Source organism: Sinorhizobium fredii, assembly GCF_002944405.1.
Classification (GTDB): domain Bacteria; phylum Pseudomonadota; class Alphaproteobacteria; order Rhizobiales; family Rhizobiaceae; genus Sinorhizobium; species Sinorhizobium fredii_C.
The window spans coordinates 832,944-845,477 of record NZ_CP024310.1 but is presented as its reverse complement, the minus strand read 5'-3'; the positions used below and the strand labels follow the sequence as shown (position 1 = coordinate 845,477).

The 12,534-nt window shown below is 64.1% G+C and carries 12 protein-coding genes; 4 read left to right on the top strand and 8 right to left on the bottom strand.

What is annotated here, in order from left to right:
* The first annotated feature begins 22 nt into the window (after positions 1-22).
* Positions 23-1,123 carry an AI-2E family transporter gene (locus NXT3_RS27720; RefSeq protein ID WP_104841078.1) on the top strand — a complete coding sequence of 367 codons (1,101 nt, stop codon included), beginning with the start codon at positions 23-25 and terminating at the stop codon, positions 1,121-1,123.
* Between the two features lie 5 nt (positions 1,124-1,128).
* Here NXT3_RS27720 and NXT3_RS27715 read toward each other — a convergent pair whose 3' ends face one another.
* Positions 1,129-1,914, bottom strand: coding sequence for an endonuclease/exonuclease/phosphatase family protein (locus tag NXT3_RS27715; protein ID WP_104841415.1), 786 nt, complete (start codon positions 1,912-1,914; stop codon positions 1,129-1,131).
* A 139-nt stretch (positions 1,915-2,053) separates the two neighbouring features.
* Between NXT3_RS27715 and NXT3_RS27710 the strand changes: the two genes are divergently transcribed.
* Complete coding sequence (locus NXT3_RS27710; protein WP_104841077.1) at positions 2,054-2,992, top strand: lysylphosphatidylglycerol synthase domain-containing protein; 939 nt, start codon at positions 2,054-2,056, stop codon at positions 2,990-2,992.
* On the opposite strand, the gene NXT3_RS27705 is transcribed toward NXT3_RS27710, so the two are convergent.
* A complete protein-coding gene (locus NXT3_RS27705; RefSeq protein WP_234828249.1) occupies positions 2,890-4,509 on the bottom strand; it encodes a phospholipase D-like domain-containing protein in 1,620 nt (539 codons plus the stop codon). The two genes, NXT3_RS27710 and NXT3_RS27705, sit on opposite strands and share 103 nt — an antisense overlap.
* An 86-nt stretch (positions 4,510-4,595) precedes the next feature.
* On the opposite strand from NXT3_RS27705, the gene NXT3_RS27700 reads away from it, so the two are divergent.
* On the top strand, positions 4,596-7,211 hold the full coding sequence (locus NXT3_RS27700) for a malto-oligosyltrehalose synthase (RefSeq protein ID WP_199773452.1): 2,616 nt from the start codon (positions 4,596-4,598) through the stop codon (positions 7,209-7,211).
* A 15-nt stretch (positions 7,212-7,226) separates the two neighbouring features.
* Here NXT3_RS27700 and NXT3_RS33195 read toward each other — a convergent pair whose 3' ends face one another.
* The 3 genes from NXT3_RS33195 to NXT3_RS27690 all read right to left on the bottom strand — a co-directional run bounded on the left by NXT3_RS33195 (position 7,227) and on the right by NXT3_RS27690 (position 9,285).
* Positions 7,227-7,709 carry a carbon-nitrogen hydrolase family protein gene (locus NXT3_RS33195; protein WP_337442189.1) on the bottom strand — a complete coding sequence of 161 codons (483 nt, stop codon included), beginning with the start codon at positions 7,707-7,709 and terminating at the stop codon, positions 7,227-7,229.
* Complete coding sequence (locus NXT3_RS33190; RefSeq protein WP_337442188.1) at positions 7,709-8,011, bottom strand: nitrilase-related carbon-nitrogen hydrolase; 303 nt, start codon at positions 8,009-8,011, stop codon at positions 7,709-7,711. The genes NXT3_RS33195 and NXT3_RS33190 overlap by 1 nt, the downstream gene beginning before the upstream one ends.
* A 65-nt stretch (positions 8,012-8,076) precedes the next feature.
* Positions 8,077-9,285 carry an MFS transporter gene (locus NXT3_RS27690; protein ID WP_104841074.1) on the bottom strand — a complete coding sequence of 403 codons (1,209 nt, stop codon included), beginning with the start codon at positions 9,283-9,285 and terminating at the stop codon, positions 8,077-8,079.
* 77 nt (positions 9,286-9,362) lie between these two features.
* On the opposite strand from NXT3_RS27690, the gene NXT3_RS27685 reads away from it, so the two are divergent.
* Positions 9,363-10,343, top strand: a complete 981-nt coding sequence (locus tag NXT3_RS27685) for an AraC family transcriptional regulator (protein WP_104841073.1) — start codon at positions 9,363-9,365, stop codon at positions 10,341-10,343.
* Between the two features lie 88 nt (positions 10,344-10,431).
* Here the strand turns inward: NXT3_RS27685 and NXT3_RS27680 are convergent, their stop codons facing one another.
* Genes NXT3_RS27680 through NXT3_RS27670 form a run of 3 tightly spaced genes read right to left on the bottom strand, consistent with a single transcriptional unit; the run spans position 10,432 to position 12,457 of the window.
* Positions 10,432-10,869 (bottom strand): D-erythrulose-4-phosphate isomerase, encoded by a 438-nt coding sequence (locus NXT3_RS27680; protein ID WP_097525942.1) that lies wholly within the window; start codon positions 10,867-10,869, stop codon positions 10,432-10,434.
* 38 nt (positions 10,870-10,907) lie between these two features.
* Positions 10,908-11,675: a triose-phosphate isomerase gene (locus tag NXT3_RS27675; protein ID WP_104841072.1), complete on the bottom strand. Its 768-nt coding sequence runs from the start codon at positions 11,673-11,675 to the stop codon at positions 10,908-10,910.
* Positions 11,672-12,457 carry a DeoR/GlpR family DNA-binding transcription regulator gene (locus tag NXT3_RS27670; protein ID WP_097525986.1) on the bottom strand — a complete coding sequence of 262 codons (786 nt, stop codon included), beginning with the start codon at positions 12,455-12,457 and terminating at the stop codon, positions 11,672-11,674. The genes NXT3_RS27675 and NXT3_RS27670 overlap by 4 nt, the downstream gene beginning before the upstream one ends.
* Between the last annotated feature and the right edge of the window lie 77 nt (positions 12,458-12,534).

Sequence of the window (12,534 nt, the reverse complement as noted above, 5' to 3'; positions counted from 1 at the left end):
TTCGCAAAGGAGCGATTTTCACGTGGCGAGGAACGTTTCGGCCGAGGCAGAACAGGAAGCTCCAGATCGATTGCTGACCGCGCGACGTTCGCGGTCATTGGTGATCCTGATCGCAATCGCAGCTGGAATCGTCGTTTGCTACCTGCTGGCCGTGCCTTTTCTGCCGGCGCTGACCTGGGCGCTGGTCCTCGCGATCATGTTCCACCCGCTCCACCGCCGGATCGCAAAGGACCTCCGCTACCCGGAAATCGCCGCTGCGGCGACGGTGGCGATTGCCGCCTTCATCGTCGCCGTGCCGCTCATGCTGATTGCCGAGCGGCTGGTCAACGAGGCAGCCAAGGGCGCCCAGATCATCGCGGAAGGGCTGAGGACGGGAAGCTGGCGCGACGCCATTGCCAGCTATCCGCGTATCGGGCTGGTTCTGCTGTGGATCGAGACCCAGCTCGACCTCGCTGGGCTTGCAGGCAACGCCGCGACCTTGCTCACCAATTTCAGCGCAATCCTGGTCCGCCGATCGGTGGTGCAGATTATCGACCTCGTGCTAACCTTCTATTTCCTTTTCTATTTCCTGCGCGACGGCCGCGAAGCCCTGGCCATGCTCAAGAACTTCTCTCCGCTGACATCCCCAGAGATGAACAGGCTGTTCCTGCGCGTCAGCGAAACGGTGCACGCGATCGTCTTCGGGACCTTCGCTGTCGCGCTGGTGCAGGGCACCTTGGGCGGCCTGATGTTCTGGCTGCTTGGTCTGCCGTCGCCGCTCCTCTGGGGTCTTGCAATGGGCCTGCTGGCGATGGTGCCGGTTCTCGGCGCCTTCATCATCTGGATTCCGGCCGCTCTGTCGCTTGCGCTGACCGGCGAATGGGGCAAGGCGCTGATCCTGACTGTCTGGGGCGCCGGCGTGGTGGCAACCGTCGACAACCTGCTCTATCCGATGTTCGTCGGGGAACGGCTGAAGCTGCACACTGTCGTGGCATTCATGAGCATGATCGGCGGCGTCATCGTCTTCGGACCGGCAGGGCTGGTGATCGGACCGGTGACTTTCACGGTGACTTTGCTGCTGCTCGATACATGGCGTGCCCACAACCGGGAACGCGACAGTTCATCGCCGCCTCCCCCACTCTAGATCCGTCACCGGCGTTGCGTCCCTTCCAGGCGATCGTCCGCCTCGGTCAGGCACCCTTTGGCAGTCGGCTCGATGTCTAATTCGACCAGGACCGGCAGATGATCGGAAGCAACCCGCGCAAGGACGCTGCTATGCACCTTGCAATCGCGGACACTTATCCCGTCGCCGACGAAGACATGGTCGATCCGCAGCAGCGGCAAGCGGGAGGGAAAGGTCGGGCGCGGCTTGCCATTCGATTGGACCTGTACGTCCTTGAGATGTGTCGCCAGCAGCCTGTAAGCGGCCGAGCGGGCGATGGCGTTGAGGTCGCCCGCAAGGATCACACGCGCGTCTCCCTGCCCTATGCCGCCGAGCCAGCCGGGACCGAGCAAAGCCGTCGCCTGGCGGACCCGCTCCGAACCGCGCAGCCCGAGATGGGTGACGATGACTTGAAGCTTGGCATGAGCGAGATCGATCTCCACCCAGAGCGCTCCGCGCGGCTCCCCGGTCGACGGCAGCACATCCGCCTTCACGAGCCGCATCGGCAGCGCCGTCAGCACCGCGTCGCCGTACCGCTCGTCCTTCAGGTGCAGAGCCGGATGAAAATGCGCGGCCATGTTGAGGTGGGTGGCGATCATATGCGCCTGGTCTGTGCCGCCGCTGCGGGCACGTCCGACGTCCACCTCCTGCAGGGCGATGATGTCGGGCCGGCATTCGCCGATCACCGCGGCTATGCGCGCCGGGTCGAGCCTTCGGTCGGTCCCGAAGCAGGCATGGACATTGTAGGTGAGGAAGCGAAGCGGTCGAGGCATGGTGCTTTTTCGGGCAGAGATCAAAGTGCTGCAGCGACCTTTGCGCGTTCGATAGGGCGGCGCGTCGCTGCAGGTCCTGCGTTCGGGAACACACGGGACCTGCATTTCGTTCCGGTGGACGCGCAAAGGAACGAGGCCGATGCCGAAGAAAATCATTGCCAGACTATTCATATTCGCCGCTATCGGCGTCGCCGCCTGGCTGATCTACCGAACGCTTCGTCAATACACGTTCGAGGAGATCGTCGGCTCCATCCTGCAGATCCCATTTGCACATCTGCTGGCGGGGATCGGCTTCGTCGTCCTCTCCTATCTCTGCCTGACGCTGTTCGACACGCTCGCGGTGCGCTATGTCGGCCACAAGCTTCCCTATCGTCAGGTGGCGCTTGCCTCCTTCACCAGCCTGTCGATCGGCCACAATGTCGGCGTGGCGGCCTTGAGCAGCGGCGCGGTCCGGTATCGGTTCTATTCGCGCTGGGGATTGAGTGTCGAGCAGATCGCCAAAATCATCCTCTTCTGCGGCGTCACCGTCGGCGTCGGCCTCCTGACCCTTGCCGGCCTTTGTTGTCTGATCATGCCGGAGAGCGCCGCGCCGATCATCGGCCTGTCGGAAGGCGGCGCCCGTCTTCTCGGCATCACCTGCCTTGCCGCCTCGGCTGGTTATATCGTGCTCGCCGGGTTCTTGCGCGGTTCGCTTCGCCTATTCCGATGGTCGTTCGAAATGCCGCCGCTGCGGATCGCCGCCGGCCAGGTCCTGGTCGGCACGGCCAACTTCCTCTGCGTCAGCGCCTGCCTGCATCAATTGGTGTTGGCGTTCGGAACTCCTGGCTTCTTCGAAACCGCGACGGCCTATGTCGGCGCCAACCTGACCGCTCTCGTCAGCCACGTTCCGGGCGGCATCGGTGTGCTCGAGGCAACGATCGCCTTCCTGCTCGGGCAGTCGGCGAGCATCGGCGCCCTCATCGCCTTCAGGGCGATCTATTTCTTCCTGCCGCTGCCGCTCGGCTTGATTTCGCTGTCGATCGCGGAAGTCCGCCGCTGGGATAATGCGAGAAGCCTGGAAAGCAAGGCGAAAAGCTGACCGATCCATCGCCGCAGCAGAGCGCCTGTGCGGCGGAAGGGCCTGAACGGCCGGCGCGGATCGACGATGTCGGTTGCCCAGACCAGCGCGGTCGCGCCGTGGCCTTCGATCCCGTCGAAGGTCCGCAGACCACGCCGGCGCGTGTTCAACCGATCGACGACGGCGACGAGGGAGCCTGTTTCCTGCAGCATGCTCTCGATCTTCGCCGGCTCGACGTCCAGATGCTCCGCCAGAAGCGCGTTGCGAAAGCCTGCGATCGCGGCGCTTTGCTCCTCGTTCGCCGCCTCCACCGCAACGTCGCACTCGGTATCGAACCCTTCCGAACGGTGGTTGAAATTCGACGACCCGACCCGAAGAAACCGCTCGTCGATAGCGACCACCTTGGAATGGATGATCACCTCCTGTTCGGAGCCGTCCGCCGCAGGGACGACGGGATAGGCGACCCGCAGCCTGCCGTAGCGATCCGTCCGCTTCAGCCGCCGGATAAGGCGGTCGCGATTGCCCCCCATCACCACCCTTTCGAGAAACCCGTGCGAACTGCGCGTCGTGATGACCACGATCTCGGGTCCGTCGGGCTCCTGCAGCCGCTCGCACAGAACCTTGCCGATCCGATGCGAGGCGAAATACTGGTTCTCGATATAGATGTGGCGCCGGGCACTGCGCAGAGCGTCGAGGGTGAGCCGCAGCGCTTCCTGCCGCCCACGCCTCTTGCCGAAGCCCGGCTCGGTGCGGGCGATCCCGATCCGGCAATTGGTCAGGAGAGGTTCGATGCCGGGCGGCCAGGCGACCGCCGACGAGCCTGGAGCGCCGATACCTTCGCCGACCGAAGACTTCCAGCGGGAGCGGCAGAGATCGCCGATCGCCCGGCTCGCCTCGCCCTCCAGCACCACCTGGATGTCATGGACCGGATCATAAGGATTTCCGTCCGGATCGCGGCGCAGGTCATTCTCGGCCAGGTGGTCCGGCGTGTCCCAGCGCCGGGCGGTCAGATCGATGCCGCCGACGAAAGCGATCCGGTCGTCGATGGAGACGAGTTTCTGGTGATGAGAACCGCGCAACGCGTGGTGGCTGGCGAAACGGAGCTCGACCTGCGGATGGGAAGCCCATTGCTGGCCGCGAAACAGTCGCAACGACTTTCCCGAATAGATCGGCCCCATCGCCCAGATCAAAATGCGGATCCTGAGATTCGGCTTTTGCGCGACCAGCGCCTCGAGCTTGGTGCCGAGCGCCTTTGCGTCCGGATCGTCCGGCCGCAGCTTGATGCGCGGATCGAAATCCCATCCGGTGATCCAGACCTGCTCTTCGGCCTGTTCGAGCACCCGATCGAGGCAGGCATAATAGGCCGCCCCGTCCACGAGGAAGGACACCCGCTCGGCCGGCGCGCTGCGCCAGATATTCTCGGCTTCTTTGATGATCGGTCGGCGTGCCCGGCGCAATCGGCTGGGCGGGGTGCCAGTGAAAACGGTCTTCCAGGCCAAGCTTCTTTTCCCGTGGGTGGCGACTGCAAAAAAATCCATTTCAACCGAGATTGTTCCCGCTACGCCCGCGGAACAAAGCTCGGCCGCAGCGTGTTGTGCCCGCATAGATGTCAAACCGACCTGCCATGCCCCTGCCCAAAGCGACTTACCGACTGCAATTTCGAAACGGCATGGACTTCGAAAAAGCCGCGGAGTTGATCCCGCATCTCGTCGATCTCGGCATTTCACACCTTTATGCCTCGCCGATTTTTTCCGCGGTCGGCGGCTCGACGCATGGCTATGACATAGTCGACTTCAACGAGATCGACCCGGCCTTGGGCGGTATCGACGGGTTACGCCGGCTCGTCGGAGAACTGAGAGCGCATGGACTCGGGATCATCCTCGATATCGTGCCGAACCACATGGCCGCGCATCTCGAGAACCGTTGGTGGCACAGCGTCGTCGAATGGGGACAGGCGAGTGCGTTCGCCGGCCATTTCGACATCGACTGGCGTGCGCCGCTCACACTTCCGTTTCTTGGCCGGCAGTTCGAAGAGGAACTGGCGGACGGCAGCATACGGCTGACATTCGATCATGACCGAAACTGCCTGGCCTTTGCCTATTACGACGCCCTCTACCCTCTCAACCCCGCCTCCTACCCGGCGGCCCTTGAAGGTTGCAACCTCGCTCTCGACAGGCTGATCGGCGTCGCCAAGAAAGCGGAAGCGAACAATGCCGTAGGCTTTCACTCCGAAGTGGCTTCTCTCCTTAAGACGCCCCCTGTTGCCGCCGCTCTCGACGCGCATCTTCAGCGGGTCTCCGCCGACAAGCCGTTGCTGCAGCGACTTCACGACATGCAAAGCTGGCGGCTGATGAGCTGGAAAGCGGCGCGGGACCACCTCAGCTATCGGAGGTTCTTCGAGATCGCCGGCCTCGTCGGCCTTCGCGTCGAAGATCCAGCGGTCTTCGAGGCCACCCACAGGCTTGTCCTCGGCCTTGTCGAGGAAGGATTGGTCGACGGACTGCGCGTCGATCACATTGACGGCCTTGCCGATCCGGAGGTTTATCTTCACAGGCTGCGGGAACGCGCCGGCGAGCACACCTATATCATCGTCGAGAAAATACTCGAGGCGAACGAGGTGCTGCCGGAGGAATGGCCGGTCGACGGCACCACGGGCTACGAGTTCATCTCGACACTTGCCGATCTGCTCTCCGACGAATCTTCCGGGCTTTGGAGAGAAGATCACCGATCCGCGACGGAGAGGGCCGTTACCGAAAGCAAGCTGCAGGTGCTGAGCCACAATTTCAACGCTGAAGTCCGAAGGCTCGCCGCATTGGCTGGGCGGGCGCGGGGCTATGACAACGCACCGGCCGGAAGCGAGCAAATCGCCGAGGCCATTCGCCATCTGATCGCAGCAATGCCGGTTTACCGCACCTATCTCAGCGACCGTGGCGCAAGCGAGCACGATCGGCGGATGCTCGACGGGATCGAGTCCCGGTCACGCGCTGCCGCACCGGAGGTCGGCGCCGAGATCGCGACGATCACGGCTTGCCTGAGGTCGAACGATGCCGAAACGGATCGACAGGCGGCGACCGAATTGCGGGCGCGCTTTCAGCAATTGAGCGGCGCGGTCATGGCCAAGGCGGTCGAAGATACGTTTTTCTACCGCCGCGGCGATTATCTCGCCGCCAATGAGGTGGGTGCTGCGCCCTCCTGGGCGCCGTGTGGCGTCCTCCGGTTCCACGAGGGGATGCGGGAACGGGGAAGCAGAAGCCCGGCCGGCCTGTCGACAACCGCGACCCACGACACGAAACGGGGCGAGGACGCTCGCGCCCGCCTCTACGTGATCAGCGAGGCACTGGAGCTCTGGGCGGCGGCAGTCCACCGCTGGCGCGACATGAACCGGGCTGGCCTCCAGCCTGGCGCCTTTGCCCCGGAAACCTCCGTCGAGCAGTTTCTCTATCAGAGCCTGCTCGGCGCCTGGCCGATCAAACCCCACGCTGACGAGAAGGATCTGCTTTCCCTGCGCGAGCGTATGGAAGACTTCGCCGTGAAGGCGCTGCGCGAGGCGAAGCTCCGGACGAGCTGGGATGCCCCGGACGAGCCCTATGAAGCGGCGGTCACCGGATTTCTTCGCGGCATCCTCGACTGGCAGAATCGAGCCTTTCTCGACGACTTCGAGAATACGACCGCGCCCTTCATCCGCGCCGGCCTGATCAACAGCCTCTCGCAAACGCTGGTGAAACTCACCGCGCCGGGCATTCCGGACATCTATCAGGGCAGCGAGCGCCTCGACCTCTCGCTGGTGGATCCGGACAACCGCCGCGGCTTCTCACCGCGGCCCTCGCTGCGCGACCTGCGGCGTCAGCCGACAGCCGGCGACTTCGAAGACTGCAAACAGTGGCTGATCAGGCTCTGCCTGAACCATCGCCAAGGCCGAGGCGCGGCGCTGCTGGCGGGCGGCGAATACCTCCCCTTGGATATCCAAGGCCCTGCCTCCCGACACGCCGCCGCATTCATGCGCCGCAGGGAGGATCAGCTTTCGGTCACCCTCGTCCCACGGCTCGTCTTCAGGCATCTTGGAGAGGGGCTGTCCGTTCGTTCCGACCTTTGGCGTGACACCTACCTGTTGTGGCCGGAGGAGTGCGAACCGAGGCGATTGCGAAACCTCGCAACGGGCGCGACCGTCGACTCGCAGCGACGCATTGTGATCTCGGAGGTTTTCCACGGTTTCCCGGTCGCGTTCCTTGTTCCGGAATGACCCGGGTGCTGCTCCTCAACGGACCCGCCGGAACCAGTCCTCTGTTTGCAAAACTCTGATCCGGTCCGGATCAAAATCCGCGAACACGAGTTCCGGCTGCGGTCCGCCCATGGAGAGGATCCTCCCCAGAGCATCGACCGCAAAGGACCGCCCGTCGTCCTTCGGCGCCGGATAGTTCGCTACCGCCACGCCGAGGACAGATTGAAACGCCAGCGCCCGCACGCCTGCGATCCGGACGTCCCCGACCGCGGGATCATCAACCAAGGGACAGCTGTTCGGAACGAGAATGACTTCGGCGCCGTCCCGCACGAGGTCTGACGTGACGTCGGGAAATTCTCGGTCCATGCAGATCATGATGCCGATCGTGACCTCTCCCGCCTCAGTCCTGAGCCGCGCCACGCTGGAAGTCTCGCCGGCGGCGCAGGCTTCTTCCGGAGCGTCGAAGAAGCAGACGTGCCGCTTGCGCTGGTGGAGGACAACCTCGCCTCGACTGTCGATCAGGACTGCGGCATTGAAAGGGGGCTGCCGCCCTCGAGAAAGGTCGCCACCATCGCCAGTCCGTGCCTGCGCGCCGCCTCCCGAAAGCCTTTCACAAAGGCGCCGTCGATCGGCACCGCCGCATCGATCCAGGCCTGCCGGGCGACCGGATCTTCAGGATCGAAGCGGCTGTAACCGTTCGAAAACCTCTCCGGGAAGACGATGATGTCGGCGCCTTCTGCGGCTGCCGACGCTGCGATCGCGTCGACATCCGCATCGTTCATTACCTGCGCCATTGCCGCGCGAAAGGACCTACCAGCCACGCAATACTCCCAAGGACCTTTGAAACTTAGGGGGCATCTAGGAATTGCTCCGGCGGAGTCAATGTTCACACCCCTATGCTGCGCCCGGAGGCCAGAACGAAGAGCGCGCTAGCGAGCGTTGCGGCGGCGCAATAACTGATGGCGCCGAGCGGTCCAAAGCCGTCGACGAAGAGGCCGCCTAGAACCGCGCCGCCGGCAATCGCCAACTGGAACGTGGCGACGATCAGTCCGCCGGTGCTTTCCGCGTGGTCCGGTGCCGCCCGGACCATCCATGTCTGGACCGCAACCGGCAGGGCTCCGAAGGCGAAGCCCCAGAGGGTGACGGTGCCCGCCGAAACAAGATCGTTCGCACCGAAGGCCACCAGCGCCAGCGCCGTCGCGGCGATGAGAAGCGTGCCGAGACTGACGGCGGCCGTGATGCTGCGCTCGATGACGAAGCCGCCGGCCAGATTGCCGAAGAAGCCGCCGACGCCGTAGGCGAGCAGGGTCAGCGAGATCGCTTCGCTGCCAAAGGCGGGTATCTTTTCCAAGAACGGCCGGACATAGGTGAAGCCGGCGAAATGACCCGAGACAGAGAGCAGGACGGTGATGATGCCGATGCTGATGCTCGGGCGGCGTAATAGATCGAACAGCAGCCTGATGCTCGGCACCGATTGCGGCGGCAGGCGCGGCACGCTTGTCATCTGCACCGCGAGCGTGACGACGCCGAGCACGGCAGCCACCAGGAAAGTGACGCGCCAGCCCCAAAGATCGCCAATATAGGCGCCGACGGGCGCTGCGCAGACGGTCGCGAGCGAGACGCCGGTGAAGATGATCAACATGGCGCGCGGCACGAGACGCGTCGGAACGAGGCGCAGCGCAATCGCCGCCATCATCGACCAGAAGCCGCCGAGCCCGATCCCGAGGATGACGCGGGCTGCAAGCAGCATGGTGAGGTTGGTGGCCATGGCGGCGAGCAAGCTGGAGAGGATCAGAGCAAGGGTAAAACCCCAGAGCACAAGCCGGCGGTCAAATCCGCGGGTGACGATCGCGATCGTCGGCGCGGCGATGGCGCCGACCACGGCGGTCGCCGTGACCGCCTGCCCTGCGGTACCGTCGCTGATAGCGAGATCGGCCGCCATCGGAGTCAGCACGCTTGCGGGAAGGAACTCCGCGGTGACGAGGCCGAACACGCCGAGCGCTAGCGAGATGACGCCGGCCCAGGCCGGCTCGCTGCGTTCTTCGATCTCAGTGGCCACAAGGGGAGCATCCATGCTTGTCGCTATGTCTGTCATCAAAGCAATCTCCAACGATCCGAGTTCTCGTTAGATAAGCCGTGACCTGCTGGATATTCCATGTTAGTAATTCCGGAATGCTTGATCGTTCGTCCAAATTTCCGACTGCAACCACCGATGACTCCCTAACCGAAATGCTCCGGGGCCTGCGCCTCGACGGCGTCGATTACGGGCGCTGCGAACTGGCGGCGCCCTGGGGAATTCGCTTCCTGGCCCAGGAGGCGGCGCGCTTTCACTTCATCTGCGGCACCTGCTGGCTGCGCGCTCCGGATGGCGAGTGGATCGAATTGAAACGCGGCGACGCCGTGCTGCTGCCACGCGGCATCGAGCATGCGCTGGCGAGCGCGCCGGGCGAGCCGCTGTCGCCGCTCGAGACCTATTCCGTCCGCGAGGTGTGCCACTGCGTCTACGACGTCTGGGGCGGGGGCAGGGGCGAGACGACGATCCTGTTCTGCGGCAGCCTGAAATTCAACCTCGACGCCATGCACCCCCTGTTGCGTCTGATGCCCGACGTGATGCGCATCGACGCGCTCACCGCCAGCGAGCCGGCGATCCCGCATCTGCTCGAGGCGATGGCGCGCGAGGTCGGCGCAAGCCGCGTCGGCTCGGGCGGCGTGCTGGCGCGCCTCGCCGACGTGCTCGCCGCTTTGATCATCCGGTCCTGGGTGGAGCACGGGTGCGGCGACACCAGCGGCTGGATGGCCGCGGTTCGGCATCCGGCGATCGGCCGGGTGATCGCCGCCATCCATCTCGATCCCGAAAAGAACTGGACGGTGGATACGCTCGCCCGCGTCATGGGCGCCTCGCGATCCGGCTTCGCCCAGCAGTTTCATTCCGTCGTTGGCGAGACGCCGGCGCGCTACCTGACGCAGGTGCGCATGCATCAGGCGCGCCAGTGGCTCAGCCGCGACCGCATGCGCATCTCCATCGTGGCTCGACGGCTGGGGTATGATTCGGAGGCGGCGTTCAGCCGCGCCTTCAAGCGCGTCATCGGCGCTCCGCCGAGCCACTACCGCGGCGCCGAGGAGCCCGGGATAGGTATTCGCAGCGAAAAGTAACTCCGCAACGAAAACACCCGGCATTGCTGCCGGGCGTCAACGCCGCACTTCCCGAGGGAGGATCACGGGGCGATGCGGAAACGGAGCTTTATTTGCCTGCATCCAGACGATCGATCGCCTGGACATTGCCGGCCGACGGACCTTGCGGATCGAACTCGGAGGCGAGCCAGGTATCGACGATCGATTTCGCGAGTTCCGGACCGATGACCCGCGCGCCCATGGTGATGATCTGGGCGTTGTTGGATTTCGCCGCTCGCTCGGCCGAATAGGTGTCGTGGGTGAGCGCCGCGCGGATACCGGGCACCTTGTTGGCCGAGATGCAGACGCCGATGCCGGTGCCGCAGATCAGGATGCCGCGATCGTTCTCGCCGGCCGTGATCGTCTTTGCCAGATGCTCCGAGAGTTCGGCGTAGAAGCCTGCCTGGCTCAGATCCTTGACCTCGACGTCGCTCCGGCCGGCGAGATGAGCGGCAATGACATCGAGCAACGGTTTGCCTGCACTATCTGCACCGATTGCGATTTTCATGGGGCTTCCTTTCCGCACTTGTTCCAAACCTTTGCCGGTCAGATCGCGCCGGCGACACGCTTCAGAATGTCGAGATAGCCGCCGACCTCCCAGGCGGAGCGGCCGATGAAGAGGCCGTCGATATGCGGTTGGGCGACCAGCTCCTTACAGTTTTCGGGATTGACGCTGCCGCCGTAGAGCACCGGCACCGCGGCGCCGAGCGCCGCCGCGGCCGCCTCAGCAATCCGGCGGTGGCGGGCGTCGGCATAGTCGGCGGTCGCCGGTATGCCGTTCACGCCGATCGCCCAGACGGGCTCGTAGGCGAGCAGGACCGGCGCCCTTCTGGCGTCGCCTTCGAGAAGCGCGAACGCCCCTTCCACCTGACGCTTCAAAACGGCATCGGCCTCGCCCGCCTCCCGTTCGGCAAGCGTTTCGCCGATGCAGATCAGCGGGACGAGACCATGGCTGACGGCCGCTGCCGTCTTCAGCCCGACGGTGCGATCGGTCTCGCCGAAATGTTCGCGGCGTTCGCTATGGCCGAGCTCGACGAGATCGAGCCCGCAATCCTTCAGCATCAAGGGAGAAATCTCGCCGGTCCAGGCGCCGGCATCGTCCCAATGCATGTTCTGGGCGCCGACCTTGACGCTCGTCTCCTTCAGCCTCTCCTTCACCTCGCGGACCGCCGTAAACGGTGGTATGACGAAGCGCTGGATGCGCGGGTCGCGCTCCGCATCGGCAGCCGCCAGGGCCTCGGCGAAGGCCGTCGCCTGCGACAGCGTCTTGTTCATCTTCCAGCTGGTGCCGACCCAGACCTGCGACTTGCTCATGCCTTCTCCGCTATTTTCTGATCACTGACAGCGATGAGCTTGATGCCGGCCTCGCCGAGGGTGGCGGCATGGTCCTTCGAAACCTCGCTGCCGGTCAGAACCGCATCGAAAACGTCGAGCCCGGTCAGGAAATGCAGGGCGGAGCGGCCGAACTTGCCGTGATCGACGAGCAGGTATTTGCGCGTCGCCGATTTCACCATCTGCCGCTTTGTCTGCACGACCTCCTGGTCCTGGTGGAACGCCGTGGCGCCCTCGATTGCCGAACTCGACAGGAAGGCGACGTCGGCTCTGAGCGATCGCAGTGCTTCCTCCGTGACGATGCCGAAGAAGCCGTTGAATTTCTTGCTGTACTGGCCACCGAGCGCGATCAGGTTGATGCCCGGTGCGCCCGATAGCTCGGCAATGACGCCGAGATTGTTGGTGATGACGGTGAGCGGACGAATGTCCTTGAGGCATGCGGCAATTGCACCGGCGGTGGAACTGTCGTCAATGATGATGCTCTGGCCCGGCTCGATCAGCGTCGCGGCATGTTCGGCAATCCGTCGCTTTTCCGCCGTGGCGATCTTTTCGCGATAGCGGAAGTCGCTCTCGAATTGCGGGCTCGACTGGATCGACGCGCCGCCGTGGACCTTGCGCAAGAGGCCGGCCTGCTCCAGGTCGTCGAGATCGCGATGCACGGTCATCTTGCTGACGCCGAAGCGAATGGAAAGGTCCTCGACCCAGGCCGTGCCCGCCTCCATCAGGACGTCCATGATCGCCTGTCGCCTGTCTTCCGGTTTCACTGCCATCATCCTCTCGGCGCCGCGGTCTTTCGCTACGCATCTCAACAGAGAGATAACATGATTATGTGATTTTTCAA